General features: G+C 67.6%; 19 protein-coding genes and 2 riboswitches. Of the genes, 14 read left to right on the forward strand and 5 right to left on the reverse strand.

The annotated features are described in order from the left end of the window. Positions 1 to 4: 4 nt before the first annotated feature. The 12 genes from B2G71_RS07680 to B2G71_RS07735 all read left to right on the forward strand — a co-directional run bounded on the left by B2G71_RS07680 (position 5) and on the right by B2G71_RS07735 (position 11,764). A complete protein-coding gene (locus B2G71_RS07680) occupies positions 5 to 1,138 on the forward strand; it encodes an NAD(P) transhydrogenase subunit alpha (RefSeq protein WP_098105158.1) in 1,134 nt (377 codons plus the stop codon). A gap of 4 nt (positions 1,139 to 1,142) precedes the next feature. Further along, positions 1,143 to 1,427 (forward strand): NAD(P) transhydrogenase subunit alpha, encoded by a 285-nt coding sequence (locus tag B2G71_RS07685; protein ID WP_098105159.1) that lies wholly within the window; start codon positions 1,143 to 1,145, stop codon positions 1,425 to 1,427. Positions 1,428 to 1,435: 8 nt separating this feature from the next. Then, the gene (locus B2G71_RS07690; protein ID WP_098105289.1) at positions 1,436 to 2,950 is read left to right on the forward strand and encodes an NAD(P)(+) transhydrogenase (Re/Si-specific) subunit beta; all 1,515 of its coding nucleotides are present in this window, start codon (positions 1,436 to 1,438) and stop codon (positions 2,948 to 2,950) included. Next, positions 2,950 to 3,258, forward strand: a complete 309-nt coding sequence (locus tag B2G71_RS07695) for a hypothetical protein (protein ID WP_240530045.1) — start codon at positions 2,950 to 2,952, stop codon at positions 3,256 to 3,258. Before B2G71_RS07690 ends, B2G71_RS07695 begins: the two co-directional genes overlap by 1 nt. 47 nt (positions 3,259 to 3,305) lie before the next feature. Then, positions 3,306 to 4,001 carry an amino acid racemase gene (locus B2G71_RS07700; RefSeq protein WP_098105160.1) on the forward strand — a complete coding sequence of 232 codons (696 nt, stop codon included), beginning with the start codon at positions 3,306 to 3,308 and terminating at the stop codon, positions 3,999 to 4,001. 1 nt (position 4,002) lies between these two features. Continuing rightward, complete coding sequence (locus B2G71_RS07705) at positions 4,003 to 5,163, forward strand: deoxyguanosinetriphosphate triphosphohydrolase (protein ID WP_098105161.1); 1,161 nt, start codon at positions 4,003 to 4,005, stop codon at positions 5,161 to 5,163. 12 nt (positions 5,164 to 5,175) lie between these two features. After that, on the forward strand, positions 5,176 to 5,859 hold the full coding sequence (locus B2G71_RS07710) for an NAD(P)H-binding protein (RefSeq protein ID WP_098105162.1): 684 nt from the start codon (positions 5,176 to 5,178) through the stop codon (positions 5,857 to 5,859). Positions 5,860 to 5,922: 63 nt separating this feature from the next. Next, a riboswitch (glycine riboswitch) is annotated at positions 5,923 to 6,024 on the forward strand. Between the two features lies 1 nt (position 6,025). Continuing rightward, positions 6,026 to 6,134: riboswitch (glycine riboswitch) on the forward strand. 36 nt (positions 6,135 to 6,170) lie between these two features. Further along, complete coding sequence (gene gcvT, locus B2G71_RS07715; RefSeq protein ID WP_098105163.1) at positions 6,171 to 7,328, forward strand: glycine cleavage system aminomethyltransferase GcvT; 1,158 nt, start codon at positions 6,171 to 6,173, stop codon at positions 7,326 to 7,328. A 10-nt stretch (positions 7,329 to 7,338) separates the two neighbouring features. After that, positions 7,339 to 7,710 (forward strand): glycine cleavage system protein GcvH, encoded by a 372-nt coding sequence (gene gcvH / locus B2G71_RS07720; protein ID WP_098105164.1) that lies wholly within the window; start codon positions 7,339 to 7,341, stop codon positions 7,708 to 7,710. A gap of 4 nt (positions 7,711 to 7,714) precedes the next feature. Continuing rightward, on the forward strand, positions 7,715 to 9,073 hold the full coding sequence (gene gcvPA / locus B2G71_RS07725) for an aminomethyl-transferring glycine dehydrogenase subunit GcvPA (protein ID WP_098105165.1): 1,359 nt from the start codon (positions 7,715 to 7,717) through the stop codon (positions 9,071 to 9,073). Continuing rightward, positions 9,070 to 10,650 carry an aminomethyl-transferring glycine dehydrogenase subunit GcvPB gene (gene gcvPB, locus B2G71_RS07730; RefSeq protein ID WP_098105166.1) on the forward strand — a complete coding sequence of 527 codons (1,581 nt, stop codon included), beginning with the start codon at positions 9,070 to 9,072 and terminating at the stop codon, positions 10,648 to 10,650. The genes gcvPA and gcvPB overlap by 4 nt, the downstream gene beginning before the upstream one ends. A 79-nt stretch (positions 10,651 to 10,729) precedes the next feature. Next, entirely contained in the window at positions 10,730 to 11,764 is a 1,035-nt protein-coding gene (locus tag B2G71_RS07735; RefSeq protein ID WP_098105167.1) for a bile acid:sodium symporter family protein, read from the forward strand. Positions 11,765 to 11,836: 72 nt separating this feature from the next. On the opposite strand, the gene B2G71_RS24750 is transcribed toward B2G71_RS07735, so the two are convergent. Together B2G71_RS24750 and B2G71_RS07740 are read right to left on the reverse strand one after the other, a co-directional pair. Then, positions 11,837 to 11,965 (reverse strand): hypothetical protein, encoded by a 129-nt coding sequence (locus tag B2G71_RS24750; RefSeq protein ID WP_276306912.1) that lies wholly within the window; start codon positions 11,963 to 11,965, stop codon positions 11,837 to 11,839. A 75-nt stretch (positions 11,966 to 12,040) separates the two neighbouring features. Then, complete coding sequence (locus B2G71_RS07740) at positions 12,041 to 12,946, reverse strand: DMT family transporter (RefSeq protein ID WP_240530046.1); 906 nt, start codon at positions 12,944 to 12,946, stop codon at positions 12,041 to 12,043. Positions 12,947 to 13,040: 94 nt separating this feature from the next. Here B2G71_RS07740 and B2G71_RS07745 point away from each other — a divergent pair, with 94 nt between their 5' ends. Further along, positions 13,041 to 13,196, forward strand: coding sequence for a hypothetical protein (locus B2G71_RS07745; RefSeq protein ID WP_240530047.1), 156 nt, complete (start codon positions 13,041 to 13,043; stop codon positions 13,194 to 13,196). Here B2G71_RS07745 and B2G71_RS07750 read toward each other — a convergent pair. Beyond that, positions 13,193 to 14,743, reverse strand: a complete 1,551-nt coding sequence (locus B2G71_RS07750; RefSeq protein WP_098105169.1) for a CpaF family protein — start codon at positions 14,741 to 14,743, stop codon at positions 13,193 to 13,195. The two genes, B2G71_RS07745 and B2G71_RS07750, sit on opposite strands and share 4 nt — an antisense overlap. 112 nt (positions 14,744 to 14,855) lie before the next feature. Here B2G71_RS07750 and B2G71_RS07755 point away from each other — a divergent pair, with 112 nt between their 5' ends. Next, positions 14,856 to 15,140, forward strand: coding sequence for an HNH endonuclease (locus tag B2G71_RS07755; protein ID WP_098105292.1), 285 nt, complete (start codon positions 14,856 to 14,858; stop codon positions 15,138 to 15,140). On the opposite strand, the gene B2G71_RS07760 is transcribed toward B2G71_RS07755, so the two are convergent. Continuing rightward, positions 15,079 to 16,596 (reverse strand): glycosyltransferase family 39 protein, encoded by a 1,518-nt coding sequence (locus B2G71_RS07760; RefSeq protein ID WP_168176300.1) that lies wholly within the window; start codon positions 16,594 to 16,596, stop codon positions 15,079 to 15,081. The two genes, B2G71_RS07755 and B2G71_RS07760, sit on opposite strands and share 62 nt — an antisense overlap. A 122-nt stretch (positions 16,597 to 16,718) precedes the next feature. Then, entirely contained in the window at positions 16,719 to 16,976 is a 258-nt protein-coding gene (locus B2G71_RS07765; protein WP_098105171.1) for an ATP synthase F1 subunit epsilon, read from the reverse strand. Between the last annotated feature and the right edge of the window lie 2 nt (positions 16,977 to 16,978).

Consider the following 16,978-nt stretch of genomic DNA (forward strand, 5'->3'; position numbering starts at 1 on the left):
CGGCATGACCGGAACCTGCCGGATCGCAGTCCTCAAGGAACGCGCTCCGGGAGAGACGCGCGTTTCGGCCACGCCCGAGACGGTCAAGAAGCTCACGGCGCTCGGCGCGACGCTCTGCGTCGAATCGGGCGCGGGCTCGGCCGCTTCGATTTCCGATGAGGACTATGCCGCCGCCGGGGCCACGCTGGGCAGCGCCGGCGAAGTCGTGGCGGGTGCGGACATCGTTTTCGGGGTGCAGGGGCCCGACCCCGCGATGCTGGCCGGCGCCAGTTCCGGTGCGTGGATCGTCGCCGGGCTCGATCCGTTCGGCAAGCGCGAGCGCGTCGATGCCTATGCCGCCGGCGGCTACGAGGCGCTGGCGATGGAGTTCATGCCGCGCATCACGCGCGCGCAGTCGATGGACATCCTCAGTTCGCAGTCGAACCTCGCTGGCTACAAGGCAGTGATCGCGGCGGCCGACACTTACGGTCGCGCCTTTCCGATGATGATGACCGCCGCGGGCACGATCAGCGCCGCCAAGGCCTTCATCATGGGCGTCGGCGTCGCGGGGCTTCAGGCGATCGCCACCGCGCGGCGGCTCGGCGCGCAGGTTTCGGCGACCGACGTGCGCTCGGCGACGAAGGAACAGATCCTCTCGCTCGGCGCCAAGCCGATCTTCGTCGAAAGCGTCGCCGGCATCGAGGGCGAGGGCTCGGGCGGCTATGCCACCGAGATGAGCGAGGAATACCAGAAGGCGCAGGCCGAGCTGGTCTCCAGCCACATCGCCAAGCAGGACATCGTCATCACCACCGCGCTGATCCCGGGCCGCCCGGCGCCGCGCCTCATTTCCGACGCGCAGATCGCGACGATGAAGGCGGGAAGCGTGATCTTCGATCTTGCCGCGCCGCAAGGGGGCAACGTCGAGGGCACCGTCGCCGACCAGATCGTCGAAAGGCATGGCGTCAGGATCATCGGTTATTCGAACACGCCCGCGCATCTTCCCGCCGACGCCTCGGCGCTGTTCGCGCGCAATCTGTTCAACTTTCTCTCCGCCTTCTGGGACAAGGACGCGGGCAAGCCGGTGCTCGACGCCGAAATCGGCGACGCGATCCGGCTGACGCAGGGCGGCAAGGTCGTCAACGAAAGGCTGCTGGGGTAAGGCCATGGACTTCATCGCGATCCTTTCGATCTTCGTCATGGCCTGCTTCGTGGGCTACTACGTCGTCTGGTCGGTCACGCCCGCGCTGCACACGCCGCTGATGGCCGTCACCAACGCGATCTCCTCGGTGATCATCGTCGGCGCGCTCGTCGCGGCGGCCGCGAGCGAGAGCCCGGCTGCGCGCTGGCTCGGCCTCGCGGGTATCGTGTTGGCGAGCGTCAACATCTTCGGCGGCTTCGCCGTGACCGAGCGCATGCTGGCGATGTACAAGAAGAAGGAGCGCAAGTAGTGGCGCTCATGGCTCCCGAGATCATGGCCGATCCGGCGATCGCCGCCGAGGTCGCGCACCAGGTCAATCCCTGGGTGGCGCTCGCCTATCTCGTCGCCGGGGTGTTCTTCATCCTCGCGCTGCGCGGGCTCTCTTCGCCCTCGACCTCGCGGCAGGGCAACCGCTTCGGCATGGTCGGCATGGCGATCGCCGTGTTCACGACCATGCTGCTCAAGGCTCCGGTTCCCGAAGGCGCGTTCCTGCCCGAGCCCACCGCCGATGACCTTGCGACGCTGGTCCAGATCCTGATCGCGATCGCGCTGGGCGGCGGCATCGGCTTCGTCATCGCGCGGCGTATCCAGATGACGGCGATGCCGCAGCTCGTCGCCGCGTTCCACAGCCTCGTCGGGCTTGCCGCGGTGCTGGTGGCGATGGCCGCCTTCCTCAACCCTGGCGCCTTCGACATCCTGGGTCTCGACGGCAACATCCTGACCGTCAGCCGGATCGAGATGGCGCTCGGCGCCGCGATCGGCGCGATCACCTTCTCGGGCTCGGTCATCGCCTTCGCCAAGCTCAACGGCAACATGTCGGGCGCGCCGATCATGCTGCCCGCCCGCCACGTCATCAACCTGGGCACGCTGATCCTGATCATTGCGCTCACGGCGATCTTCGCCGCCTCGGAGGCGGCTGGGCCGGGCGAGAACCCGCTGTTCTGGGTGATCGTCGCGCTCGCCTTCGCGATCGGCTTCCTCCTGATCATCCCGATCGGCGGCGCGGACATGCCGGTGGTCGTCTCGATGCTCAACTCGTACTCGGGCTGGGCCGCGGCGGCGATGGGCTTCACCCTCCACAACACCGCGATGATCATCACCGGCGCGCTGGTCGGGGCATCGGGCGCGATCCTCAGCTACATCATGTGCCGGGCGATGAACCGCTCCTTCATCTCGGTGATCGCGGGCGGCTTCGGCGCCGACGCGGGCGGCGGCGATGCGGGCGCGGCCAAGACCGACCGCCCGTGGAAGCGCGGCTCGGCCGAGGACGCGGCCTTCCTGATGAAAGAGGCCGAGACCGTCATCATCATCCCGGGCTACGGCATGGCGGTGGCGCAGGCGCAGCACGTGCTGCGCGAGATGGCGGACCAGCTCAAGGAGCATGGGGTCAACGTCAAGTACGCGATCCACCCGGTCGCCGGGCGCATGCCGGGCCACATGAACGTGCTGCTCGCCGAGGCCAACGTTCCCTACGACGAGGTGTTCGAACTCGAGGACATAAATTCCGAGTTCGCGCAGGCCGACGTCGCCTTCATCATCGGCGCCAACGACGTCGTCAATCCGGCGGCCAAGACCGACAAATCCTCGCCGATCTACGGCATGCCGGTGTTCGACGTAGACAAGGCCAAGCAGGTCTTCTTCATCAAGCGCTCGATGGGCGGAGTGGGCTATGCCGGCGTCGACAACGACGTGTTCTACATGGACCAGACGATGATGCTGCTGTCCGACGCGAAGAAAATGGTCGAGGAAATCAACAAGGCGCTCGCCGACTGATGCGACCGGCAATCGCGCCGCTGCTCGGCGCGGCGCTGCTGCTCGCGGGCTGCGTCGAGAAGATCGCGCAGGAGCGAGTGCGCGGCGCGCTGGTCGAGGCCGGGCTTTCCGAAGGCAACGCGCAATGCATGGCGAGCCGCATGGTCGATCGCCTCTCGATCGGCCAGTTGCGCAAGCTCGAGGCGCTGCAAGGCGAAAAGCGCACGCTCGCGGACTACGTCGCGATCGTCCGGCGGGTGGGCGATCCGGAACTTATCGGGGTGACGGCGAGTTCCGCCGCCTTGTGCGCGGCGGGATTCGTCCGCTAATCGAGGCTCGCAACTCGCGACACCATTTCCATGGAAGGACCCAGACCTTGCGGAAGATCGGCCTGATCGGCGGACTAAGCTGGTTTTCGACACGAACCTATTACGAGCAGATCCAGCGGCGCGTGCAGGCCCGTGCCGGCCGCCACGCGAGCGCGCCGATGATCATCGAGAGCCTCGATAGCGACAACCTGATGCGGCTTTCGAGCGCCGAGGACTGGAATCGCGCGGCCACTGTCCTGAGCGAGTCGGCCCGGCGCCTCGAAGGCGCGGGCGCGAGCGCGATCCTGATCGGCGCGAACTCGATGCACAAGATCTACGACACGGTGGCCGAGGCGGTCTCGGTCCCCGTGCTGCATATCGCCGAATGCGTCGCCGAGGCGATGGTCGCCAAGGGGGCGAGCCGCGCTGCGTTGCTCGGTACGCGCAACGTCATGCTCGACACGTTCTACCGCCAGAAGCTGATCGCGCGCGACATCGAACTGCTTGCGCCCAATCTCGGGCGGGTCGAAACGCTCGACCGCATCATCTACGACGAACTCATGCTCGGCAAGGCGACGCGCCAGTCGGAGCGCGAACTCAAGTCGATCATCACCGTGCTCGAGCAGGAAGGCGCTGAAGCGATCGTGCTGGGCTGCACCGAGCTCGAAATGATCGTCGATGTGGACGCCAACGTGCTGCCGATCTTCGATTGCACGCAGATCCATGCCGAGGCCGCGGTCGACTGGATCCTGGGAGAAGACTGACTTGGCTCATGCCGCGTATGCCTCGCACCCCGAACGCTCGCGCGGGCGCGAATTTCCCATGGAGAACGCGCTCTCGCGCGGACCGCGCTCCTGCTACCAGCGCGACCGCGACCGCATCATCCACTCGATCGCGTTCCGCCGCTTGCGCTACAAGACGCAGGTCTTCGTCGCGCCCGACGGCGACCAATACCGCGTGCGCCTCACGCACAGCCTCGAAGTCGCGCAGATCGCCCGCGTCGTCGCGCGCGTGCTCGGGCTCGACGAGGATCTGACCGAAGCCCTGGCACTGGCGCACGACATCGGCCATGCGCCGTTCGGGCACGCCGGGGAAGACGCGCTCGACGGCGCGCTCAACCGGCACGGCGGGTTCGACCACAACGCGCATTGCCTCAAGGTGCTGATGCGGCTCGAATCACCCTATTGCGAGCACGAGGGGCTCAACCTGACCTGGGAGACGCTCGAGGGCCTGGCCAAGCACAACGGGCCGGTCACCGAGCCCAACTGGGCGCTGGCGGAGCTTGACGCGGACTATCCGCTGGACCTCGGCACCTGGCCCTCGCTCGAAGCGCAGGTCGCGGCGCTGTCCGACGATATCGCCTACGACAACCACGACATCGACGACGGGCTGCGCGCGGGCTACCTCGATCTCGACGAACTGATCGCGCAGCCTTTCGTGGCGGCGCACTGGGCCGAAGTCGAGCGCCGCTATCCCGACGCCCCGCGCGACCGGCAGGTCGCCGAGCTGATCCGCAGCCAGATCGGGTTCATGGTCAACGACCTGATCGAGGAGACGCGCAGCCGCTGCGAGGGGCTCGACAGCGTCGAGGCGGTTCGCGCCGCCGGGCAGGCGACCGCGGCGTTCTCGCCCGAACTCGCCGCCAAGGAGCGCTCTTTCAAGCGCTTCATGTACGAGAAGCTCTACCACCATCCGATGCAGATCGAGACCGCGCGGCGCGCGCGCGCGGTGGTCGCCGAGCTCTACTCGGCCTACTCGCAGGAGCCGGTGCTGCTCGAGGACGAGTGGATCGACACGCTCCCGCGCCACGAACCCGGACGCAGCCGCCATATCGCCTGTTACATCGCCGGCATGACCGACCGTTTCGCGCTCAACTGCCACGAGGCGATCTACGGTTCCTCGCACGAAAGCCTCTCGCATGTCTGATGCTGCCGGCGCATGACGCAGGCGGCAGCGCGCAGGATCTGCCTCGTCGGGGCGACGGGGCTTGTCGGCGGCCGCCTGATCGCGCGGTGCGTCGGGCGTGAGGACGTGCGGCTCGTCGCCGTCGCGCGAAGGGAAGTCAGCCTGCCCGTCGGCGCGCGCATGGAAGTGCTCGTGGCCGAGCCCCGCGAGTGGCCGCACGCGATCGAGACCGCGCGGGCCGACGTGCTCGTCTGCGCGCTGGGCACGACCATGGCCAAGGCGGGAAGCGCCGAGGCGTTTCGCAGCGTGGATCACGACCTCGTGCTGACCACGGCGCGCGCCGCGCGTGAGGCAGGCATCGAAAGGATGATCGCGATCTCCTCGGTTGGGGCCGATCCCGCCAGCCGCAATTTCTACCTGCGCGTGAAGGGCGAGACCGAGGCGGCGCTGGGCAAGCTCGGTTTCGCACGGCTCGATATCTTGCGCCCCGGCCTACTGCTCGGCCCGCGCGGCGAGCGGCGTCCGCTCGAGGCCGCCGCGCAGATCGGCGCGCCGCTGTTCGACCTCGCGCTCCACGGCCGCAGCCGGCGCTTTCGCTCGATGCGCGCCGACGCGCTGGCGGACGTCGTGCTGGCGCTGTCGCACGAAAAGGCGCCCGGCCGCTTCGTCCATGAATACGACGCGATGCACCTCGTGCTTCGGCGCGGGCGGGGGTGAATGCGCGCGTGCTGCGCCGCAGCAGTTGACTTGCCATGCGCACTCCCGCATCGTTAGGTCATCGCTGACAGCGCGGGAGAGACTTTTCGATTCGAGCCCGGATCGAAAGGCGCCGAAGGAGCAACCGCCCCGGAATCTCTCAGGCAAAAGGACCGCGCAATGTCTATAGCGATGCTCTGGAAAGTGCTTCGTCCTTCGGACGGGCCGCCGACGGTGTAACCCCGCGGGATTTGCGCAGGGGAAAGCTCTCAGGCTTCCGAGACAGAGGGGGCACCGAATTTGGTGTGCCAACCTGTGTGCGGAGCCGTGTCTTGAGTGAAGACCAGTCGAACGACAATGATATCGCCGAAGATCAGCATGGGCCGCAGGCTCTGCCGCTCGATGCCTGGCACCGCGCGCGCGGCGGCCGGATGGTCGCGTTCGCCGGTTATCACATGCCCGTCCAGTACGAAGGCATCATCGCCGAACACTTGTGGACGCGCGAGAATGCCGGGCTGTTCGACGTCAGCCACATGGGCCAGCTCGAATTTTCGGGCGAAGGCGTCGCCGAGGCGCTCGAAGCGCTGCTTCCCGGCGACATCTCGGCGCTGAAGCCGGGTCGCCTGCGGTATTCACTGTTGCTCGACGAGAATGGCGGCATTCTCGACGATCTCATGATCACCAACCGCGGCGGCGAATACTACATGGTCGTCAACGGCGCCACCAAGTGGGACGATATCGGCCATTTGCGCGAGCATCTGCCCGACGAGATCACCATGACGCACCTCGACGAGCACGCCCTGCTCGCGCTGCAGGGCCCCAAGGCGGCCGAAGCGCTGGCGAAGCTCTGCCTCGAACCCGCGTTCCCGGGCATGCCCAAGCTTGACGATCTCAAGTTCATGCAGTCCGGCCCCTTCTTCTGGGACGGCCGGCCGCTCGGCGTCAGCCGCTCGGGCTACACCGGCGAGGACGGTTTCGAGATTTCGGTGCGGGGCGAGGACGTCGAGGCGCTGGCCGAGGCGCTCGTGGCGCTCGATTTGGTCAGGCCGATCGGGCTCGGCGCGCGCGATTCGCTGCGGCTCGAGGCGGGGTTACCGCTCTACGGGCATGACCTGACCCCAGAGACCGACCCGATCAGCGCCGACCTCGGCTTCGCGATCTCCAAGCGGCGGCGCGCCGAAGGCGGATTTCCCGGCGCCGAGCGCATCCTCGCCTTGCGCGAGAGCGGCGCGCCGAAAAAGCGGGTCGGGCTGGCGCTCGAAGGCCGCATGGCCGCGCGCGAAGGCGCGACGGTGCACCTGGGCGATGCCGAGATCGGCGTCGTGACCTCGGGCGGGTTCTCGCCCAGCCTCCAGCATCCCATCGCGATGGCCTACGTCGATGCCGCCTATGCCGGCGAGGGCACCGCGCTCGAGATCGAGGCACGCGGCAAGCGCCTGCCCGCGCGGGTCGTGCCCCTGCCTTTCCTACCCCACCGCTATTACCGCTGAGGAGCCTGAGATGACCCGCTATTTTACCGAGGATCATGAGTGGATCGACGTCGAAGGCGATGTCGGCACCGTCGGCATCACCGACTACGCGCAGAGCCAGCTCGGCGACATCACCTTCGTCGAGGTGCCCGCCGAAGGCACCGAAGTGGCCAAGGGCGACTCGGTGTCGGTCGTCGATTCGGTCAAGGCCGCCTCCGATGTCTACACCCCCGTGAGCGGCACCGTGACAGCCGCCAATACCGCGCTCGCCGACGAACCCGAACTCGTCAATTCGGACGCGGAGGAGAGTGGCTGGCTGTTCCGGGTCGCGTTGTCGGACACATCCGAACTCAAATCGCTGATGGATCGCAAGGCCTACGACGCGTTCGTCGCGGAGCTTTGAGCGCATGCGCTATCTCCCCCTGACCGATACCGACCGTTCGGCCATGCTCGATGTCATCGGCGCCGGCTCGGTCGACGATCTGTTTTCCGATGTGCCCGAGGAAGCGCGGCTTTCGGGCCTCATCGCGGGCCTGCCGCTCCACGCGAGCGAAATGGCCGTCGAGCGCCACATGGCGAAGCTCGCGGGCAAGAACATCAGCGCGGGAAGCGCGCCGTTCTTCCTCGGCGCCGGGGCCTATCGCCACCACGTTCCCGCGACCGTCGATCACCTGATCCAGCGCGGCGAGTTCCTCACCGCCTATACGCCCTATCAGCCCGAGATCGCGCAGGGGACCTTGCAGGTCCTGTTCGAGTTCCAGACGCAGGTCGCGCAGCTTTTCGGCACCGAGGTCGCCAACGCCTCGATGTACGATGGTTCGACCGCGTGCTGGGAAGCGATCGTCATGGCCTCGCGGATCACGCGCAAGCGCCGCGTGCTGCTTTCTCAAGGGTTGCATCCGCATTACGCGCAGGTCGTCGGGACCATGGCCAAGTTCACCCGCGACGATATCGTTCACGGCGCCCCCAGGCTCGAGGCGGACCCTGACGACGCGGCGCTGATCGCCGAGATCGACGATGCCACTTCGTGCGCCGTCGTGCAGTATCCCGACGTGCTTGGCCGCATTCCCGATCTCGCCGCGATCGCGGAGGCGGCGCATGCAAAGGGCGCGCTGCTGATCGCGGTAGTCACCGAGCCGGTCGCGCTTGGGCTGATCGAGGCGCCGGGCAATCTCGGCGCGGACATCGTCGTCGGCGAGGGGCAGTCGCTCGGCGTCGGGCTCCAGTTCGGCGGCCCCTATCTCGGCCTGTTCGGCTGTCGCGAGAAGTTCGTGCGCCAGATGCCTGGGCGGCTCTGCGGGCAGACCGTCGACGCAGCCGGCAAGCGCGGCTTCGTGCTGACGCTCTCGACGCGCGAGCAGCACATCCGGCGTGAGAAGGCGACGAGCAATATCTGCACCAATTCAGGGCTTTGTGCTCTGGCATTCAGCATTCACATGACCCTGCTCGGCGGCGAGGGCCTGGCGCGCATGGCGCGGATCAGCCACGCACGCACGCGGCAACTCGTCGACCGGCTGACCAAGCTCCCCGGCGTGACGTGCATCAACGAGACTTACTTCAACGAGGTGACGCTGCTGCTGCCCGCCGACGCGCGCGAGATCGTGCGTGAGCTGGCCGATCGCGGCGTGCTGGGCGGGGTTTCGCTCGGCCGGTTGTTCCCCGGCGAGGGATCGCTCGCGAACGGACTGCTCGTGGCGGTCACCGAGACCTGCACCGAGGAAGACATCGAAACATTCGCCGAGGAACTTGCAGGAGTGCTGGCATGAACGTCGTCAATTCGAGCGGCTGGCGTCCGAGCATGGGCGAGGACGGCGAGGCCTCGGCGCTCCCCGAGACTTGCAGCGGCGATCACGCGCTGATGCTCGAGGAACCGCTGATTTTCGAACTCGCCGCGACGGAGGGCAAGTGCGGCGTCGATTTCGAGGAGGTCGAGGCCGAGCCGGTCGCCGGGCTTGCCCGCTTCCTGCGCAAGGAGGCGCCCGCGCTGCCCAGCCTCGCCGAGTCCGAAACGATCCGCCACTACACGCGGCTCTCGCGGCAGAACTACGCCATCGACCTGGGCCCGTTTCCGCTCGGCTCGTGCACGATGAAGCACAACCCGCGGCTCAACGAGAAAGTCGCGCGGATGCCCGGCTTCGCCGATGTCCATCCGCTGCAGCCAGCCGCGAGCGTTCGCGGCGCGCTCGAGGTGATCAACGAACTCGCGGTCTGGCTGATCGAACTCACCGGCATGCACGGCGTGGCGATGAGCCCCAAGGCGGGCGCGCACGGTGAGCTGTGCGGGCTGCTGTGCATCCGCGCCGCGCACGAGGCCAAGGGCGAGGCGCGCGAGGTGATCCTCGTGCCCGAAAGCGCGCATGGCACCAATCCGGCGACCGCCGCTTTCGCCGGCTACAAGGTCGAATCGATCCCGGCGACCGCCGATGGCCGCGTCGATCTCGCCGCGCTCGAAGCCAAGCTCGGGCCGCACGTGGCCGGGGTGATGATCACCAACCCGAACACGTGCGGGCTGTTCGAGCGCGACATGAAGAAGATCGCCGACGCGGTCCACGCCTGCGGCGGCTACGTCTATTGCGACGGCGCCAACTTCAACGCGATCGTCGGCAAGGTTCGCCCCGGCGACCTCGGCGTCGATGCGATGCACATCAACCTGCACAAGACCTTCTCCACCCCGCACGGCGGCGGTGGTCCGGGTTCGGGGCCGGTGGTTCTGTCCGAGGCGCTCGCGCCGTTCGGGCCGCTGCCCTTCACCGCGCGCGACGAGGCTGGTGTCGTCCACCTCGTCGAGGAGAACAACGCCGGCGCGTTCGGGCACACCCAGGCCTTCGGGCGGATGGTCGCGTTCCACGGCCAGATGGGCATGTTCACGCGCGCGCTGGCCTATATCCTCAGCCACGGCGCGGACGGCCTCAAGCAGGTCGCCGAGGACGCGGTGCTCAACGCCAACTACGTGCTGCGCTCGTGCGAGGACGTGCTCAGCGCGCCGTTCGGCTCGGCCGGACCGTGCATGCACGAAGCGCTGTTCAGCGACACGGGTCTGGCCGAGCATTTCTCGACGCTCGACATCGCCAAGGGCCTGATCGACGAGGGCTTCCACCCGATGACGGTCTATTTCCCGCTCGTTGTGCGCGGCGCCATGCTGGTCGAGCCGACCGAGACCGAGAGCAAGGTCGGGCTCGATCGCTTCATCGCCTCGCTGCGCAGCGTCGCCGAACGGGCGCGGGCGGGTGACGAGAGTCTCCACGCCGCGCCGGTCTACGCGCCACGCCGCCGCCTCGACGAGACGATGGCGGCGCGCAAGCCCGTGCTCGTGTGGAAAGGCGAGGCCAATCCCGCCGACTAGCGGGCGCAAGGGCCTGGATGGCGCACATTGCCGCCGCCCGCCGGTGCTGCCATAGGCACTCGCGGGAGAGGGGGCATATATGATCCAGCGCGCAACCGGGCTATTCGCCTTCTGGACCGTTCTCGGCGCGGCCTGGGCCTGGTTCTTGCCCGAGCACTTCGTGTGGGTCGCGGACGGACGGTTCCGGCCCTTCGGTCAGCCCCTGATCAGCGTCCTGCTCGGTGTGGTCATGCTCGGGATGGGGATCACGCTCGACATAGAGGACTTCCGCCGCATCGCGCGCATGCCGCGCGCCGTCGCGGCGGGCGTCGCGCTGCAGTTCACGGTGATGCCGCTGGCGGGGCTCGCCATGGCGCTGGCCTTTGGGCTTGAGACGGGGCTCGCGGTCGGCCTGATCCTCGTCGCCTGCTGTCCGGGCGGAACGGCCTCGAACGTGATCGCCTACCTCGCGCGCGCCAACGTCGCCTTGTCGGTGACGATGACCATGGTCTCGACGCTGGTCGCGATCGCGGTGACGCCGGTGCTGGTGGGCTGGCTCGCCGGGATCTACGTCTCGATCGACCGCGCCAGCCTGTTTCGCGAGATGGTCGCGGTGGTGCTGGTGCCGGTCATCGCGGGCGTTCTGCTGGCACGCTATCTTCCGCGTTTCTCACGCGAGGCGGCGAAAGTCTCGCCGCTCGTCTCGGTCTTTGCGGTTGTGCTGATCATCGCCGGGATCATCGCCCGCTCGAAGCCGCTGATCGAGGCGCACGCGGGCGACCTGCTGGGCGCGGTCGTCGGCCTGCACCTGTTCGGCTTCGGGCTAGGCTGGATCGTCGTGCGGCTGATCGGCTTCGACCAGGCGGCGCAACGGGCGATCGCGATCGAGGTGGGCATGCAGAACAGCGGGCTGGGGGCGAGCCTCGCGTCGTCCAGCGCGTTCCGCTCGCAGTTCGTCAGCCCCGCGCAGGCAGCACTCGCGCCCGTTCCCGCGGCGCTGTCGGCGGTGTGCCATGTCGTGATCGGCAGTGTCCTCGCCTCGATCTGGGCGAGGACAGTCGCGCGGGAGGATTCCGCTGGCGGTGCAGGGAGCTCGGCGGACTCCTCCCGGCGCGAGGCGCAGGCGAACCCGTGACCAGGTTCCGGTGGTGACAGGCCGCGCCTGCGCTTGTTACCGTGGGTCGCGCGCTCGCGCGCGACGCCGGAATCACATTTCCTTGTCGACTTCGTTCGCCGCGGACTGAAGATCCGAACCGGCGCCGCGAACCGTGTTGCAGGCCGAAGCGCTCAGCGCGATGCTGCCGGCGACAAGCGCGAATACCATTTTCTTGATCATGATTTTGTCTCCGTGCGCGCCTGAGGTTAGGCGAGGCGCTGGTCCGGTAAACACGTAAATCCCACGTGTGTTCCCTCAGTCGTCACCCTGCGCGGCGAGCGGCGCGATCGCCTTGGAAAGACGGTGTTCGCGCCAGGTAATGACGAGGCCCGCGGCGATGATCGCCGGCGCGCCGAGCCAGGTCGCCGAGCTGGGAAGGCGGTCCCAGATCAGCCAGCCGTAGAGCGTCGCCCAGACCAGCGAGGTGTAGTCCATCACCACCACGCTGGCGACTTGTCCGAAGCGCAGCGCCGAGGTCAGCAGGAACTGGCCGAGCGTGCCGGTGAGGCCGATGGCGACGAGCAGCATCCAGTCGGTCGAATCGTGCGGCTTGTAGTAGACCGGCATGACCACCGCGCTCATCGCCGCGCCGAACAGGGCGAACCAGAAGACACAGGCGATGGGAGGCTCGGTCCGCGCGAGGTCGCGGATCTGAAAGCTCACCACCGCGACCAGGAGGCCGGCGCCGAGCCCGGCCGCCACGCCGAGCGGCTCGACATATTCGTGCCCGGGATTGGCGATCACCAGCACGCCACCGAAGCCGAGCACCACCGCCGCCCAGCGCCAGGGGCCGACCTTGTCGCGCAGAAGCAGCGGCGTCAGCAGGACCGCGAAGAGGGGGGTGGTGAAGCCGAAGGTCGTCGCCTCGGCCAGCGGCAGGACCATCGCCGCGGTGACGTTGCACAGCAGCGCCGCCATGCCCGTGGCCGCGCGCCGTGCGTGGCTCGCCACGCGCCGGCTGCGCAGCATGTGCAGGTTCCCGCGCGAGACCAGGAATGCGAGGATGATCGGCACGCTCAAAGCCTGCCGCCAGAAGATCACTTCGGGACCGGCGATGCCGCGCTCACCGGCGACCTTCACTAGCATGAACATCGTCGCGATCGCCATCATCGCGGCGACGCGCAGGCCGAGGGCCAGGACGGGACGCTGGTTGTCTTCCACGCGAAGGCTTTAACCGCCGTCCCATGCGGGGCAAGGGCTGGAAATGGACACATCGCTGCGAATCATCGCGACCGCAGGTGCAATTTTTGCAACTATGGCTCTGCTGGCCTGGACCGGCGACCATCGGCGGATGCGCCGCACCGATCTCGACCGCGTCGGCTTCATGCCGTGGACGCCGATCTTCTTCGTCTCGCTGATCGGGGCGCTGATCCTGCTCGGCCTCGCCGCGCGCGAATGGATCGTGTCCTAGAGGCAGGCTTCCAGATAGGCTTGGTCGAAGCCGAACTGGCGCGCCTTCTCGAGCGTGTAGGGGCGCAGGCCCGAAGCGCGGAACTCGCCGAGGATCTTGCCCTCGTCGGTCTCGTCGAGATACTCGAACTTGAACAGCTCCTGGGTGACGATGACGTCCCCTTCCATGCCGATCACCTCGGTGATGTTGGTGGTGCGGCGCGAACCGTCGCGCAGGCGCTTGACCTGGACGATGAGGTCGACGCTTTCCGCGATCTGACGGCTGATCGCCTCCTTCGGGATCTTGATGTCGCCCATCAGGATCATGTTTTCCATACGGCCGAGGCATTCGCGCGGGCTGTTGGCGTGGAGCGTGCACATCGAGCCGTCGTGGCCGGTGTTCATGGCGGCGAGGAGATCGAAGCACTCGGCGCCGCGAATCTCGCCTAGGATGATGCGGTCGGGGCGCATGCGCAGGGCGTTCTTGACGAGGTCGCCGATGGTGATCGCGCCTTGTCCCTCGAGGTTCGGCGGGCGGGTTTCGAGCGGCAGCCAGTGCGGCTGCTGCAAGCGAAGTTCGGCCGCGTCCTCGATCGTCAGCACGCGTTCGCCCGGATCGATCATCTTCGACAGCGCATTGAGCATCGTCGTCTTACCCGAGCCGGTACCGCCAGAGATGACGATGTTCATGCGGCAGGCACCCGCGATCTTGAGCGCGGTGGCCATCTTCTCGCTCATCGAACCGAAGTCCTTGAGCATGTCGATGGTGATCGGTTTCTCGGAGAATTTGCGAATCGAGATCGCGGTGCCGCGCAGCGAGAGCGGGGGCACGATGACGTTGACGCGGCTGCCGTCCTTGAGACGGGCGTCGGCGAGCGGCGTGGTCTGGTCGACGCGGCGGCCGACCTGGTTGACGATGCGCTGCGCGATCTGGAACAGGTGCTGCTCATCGCGGAACTTGGTGCTCGCGAGCAGAAGCCGGCCCTTCTTTTCGATGTAGGTCTGGTTCGGGCCGTTAACCATGATGTCCGAGACGTCGGGATCGTTCAGCAGTTCCTCGAGCGGGCCGAAGCCGAGCAGCTCGTCGATCAGGACCTTTTCGAGCGCGAACTGCTCGCGGCGGTTGAAGGTGATCTTGAGCTCGGCGAGCACCTCGACGATGATCGGCCGGAATTCCTCGGACAACTCGTCCTTGGTCAGCGTCGCCGCCGCTTCGGGATCGACGCGTTCGAGCAGGCGCGGCAGGACCTGCTCCTTGATCTTGTGGATCGAGGCTTCGAAGCCGTCCTGCTCGGCCGCCTCGTGCACCGCGTTGGCGCGGTCGGCGAGGCGCGACATCGCGTCCTCGCGCAAGTTCTGCGGCGCGGGCGGTGGACCGTCGGACGAAGGCAGCGGCGGGAACTGGTCGCCGCCGGGGACGGGCGCATTGCCCGCCGGGGGCGAACCGGGGCCCTTGGAGGTCTGCGGCTTATCGCCCGGGCCGCTCTTGAGCGGCTTCGCCACGCCGAAGGCGGGACGAGCACCCTGACCAATGCCGCCTGCACCGTTGCGCCGCCCGAATGCCGTCATCGTAAGCTCAACCCCTTGCGCGGTAGTGTCGCGCTCTTTCGTCTTGCGGAATTTGGCTGAGCAGTAAGGTTGAAACTTTGATAACTTCCTAATGGTGAGGCAGGTTTCGCGCATGGAAGAGCCCGATCAAGGGACCTGCTGGCTCTGCGAGCGCCCGCTCGGACGCAGGGTCGAGTGGCATCATCCCGTGCCAAAGAGCCGGGGCGGGCGCGTGACCGAGCCGCTCCATCCGATCTGCCACCGCACCTTGCACGTCACTTTCACCAATGCCGAGCTGGCGCGGTTCGGCGCCGACCGCTCGCGGCTTCGCGAACATGCGGCGATCGCGCGGTTCCTCAAGTGGATCGCGAAGAAGCCGCCAGACTTTCACGCGCCGTCAGCGGCGCGGCGGCGCTGAGCCGTGCGGATCGCGGGCGGCGGAGCCAGGCCCGGATCGTGCGCTTGCCGATCTTTCGCGCGGCGAGCGGCGCGTAATGGCGCCTCACAGTGCGCTGGACGAGGCGCTTGGCCTCCTCGTTCTGCACGGTGAAGGGCGTGTCGGCGGTGACGATCACCGCGGGCCGCGTCGCCAGGATGCGGCGCACCTCGCCGGTCTGCGAAATGCCCAGCGCCTCGGTTTCGAGCGCGTTGTTGAGATGATCGGGATAGACGAACCGGCTCGGACGGCAGGCGGGAGTTAACTGGTAGAGCGCTGTCGGCCCGTCGAACACCCAGAGGCATTCGCGTGCGTTCACATGCGGGGCGATCGCCGCGGCGAGCGCCTCGGCACTGGCGCGGCCCTTCTGCGAACCCGCGAAGCGCTCCATGGGATGGAGGATGATGAGAGCGGCGACCACGAACAGAGCCGCCGGAGCGGGGCCGAGCGGGCCACGCCGGTCGAGGAACGGCAGCGCCGCGAGCAGGGTGGGGGCGAGCAGCGCGGCGTAATAATAGCCGTAGACGGTCGAAGGCAGGTAGACGGTCGCGAGGCTGGCGAGAAAATAGAGAAGATAGAGCCCGTAGCTGCGCATGTCGGCGGGCGGCCGGATGCGCAGCGCCGCGTAGACGCCGCCCAGCGCTAGACCGAAGACGGGAACGAGCAACGGCATGAAGCTCTGAGGAAGGCGCGTGCCGGGGAGGCGGTCGAAGAACGAGACGAAATTGGCGAAAACGAATGCGTCCCAGTGTCCCGCCGCCAGGTAGAACAGCCCGACCAGCGCGGTCGGCAGCAGCCCGAGCGCGAGATAGACCGCCGCGTGCATCGCCAGCCACGCGAGCGGAACGCCGCGCCGGTGTTCGCTCCACAGCGCCCACAGGCCGATGAGCACGCACTGCGGCAGGACGGTGTACTTGATCTGCAGGGCCAGTCCGCCCAGCAACATCGCCGCGCAATTCCTGACGACGGCGTTCGGGTGCGCGGGATCGCGCACCAGCGCCAGCGCGCCGAGCATCACGGGCACGAACAGCGCCTCGCTCTGCCCGGAGTGGCTGCCGTAGGCGGGCAGCAGCACGAGATAGATCACCGCCGCGGCGAGCGCGCTCAGCCGATCGACGAGTTCGCGCGCGAGGGCGTAGAGGATCAGCGCGCCACCCAGCGAGAACAGCGCGGTCAGGAGCTGGTAGGCGATCGGCCCCGCGCCGAACACGGCATGCGCGAGCGCGTAGAGCGCGAACAGCCCGAACGGCTTGCGGTCCCAGTTGTCGACGAACGGCAGCTCGCCGTGGAGCAGTCCGTTGCCGATCAGCGAATAGAGCTGCTCGTCGGTATCGGCGACCGGATTGCCCCACCAGAGCGCGCGGGTGGCGATCGTGACGACAAGGAGCACGATCGAGACGGCGGCGAGGCGCGTGATCCCGTCCCGTTTCGCAGCCATGCCGTTCATCCCGCCGCTCCAGCCGTGTCGTCCGGCGATGCCATGCGATCGCACCGGTGACGATCAAAAACGAAAAAGGGCGCCCAAGCGGCGCCCCTTCCCATCGCATCCATGCCTGGCGATCAGCCCTCGACGTGCTCCGCGAGCACCGTCAGGCCCGTCGCGCCGACTTCGGCGAACCCGCCCTGGACCTTGATCTCCTCGGGCGAGCCGTTCGCCGACGTGTAGATCTTGATCGCGCCGTCGCGGATCGTCGACATGAAGGGCGCGTGGCCCTCCAGCACGCCGAACTCGCCTTCCGCGCCCGGGACGACCACCATGTGGACGTCCGCGGAGCGGACGAGCTGCGCCGGCGTGACGAGTTCGAAGTGCAGTGCCATCT

This window comes from Novosphingobium sp. PC22D (assembly GCF_002556635.1).
Classification (GTDB): Bacteria; Pseudomonadota; Alphaproteobacteria; order Sphingomonadales; family Sphingomonadaceae; genus Novosphingobium.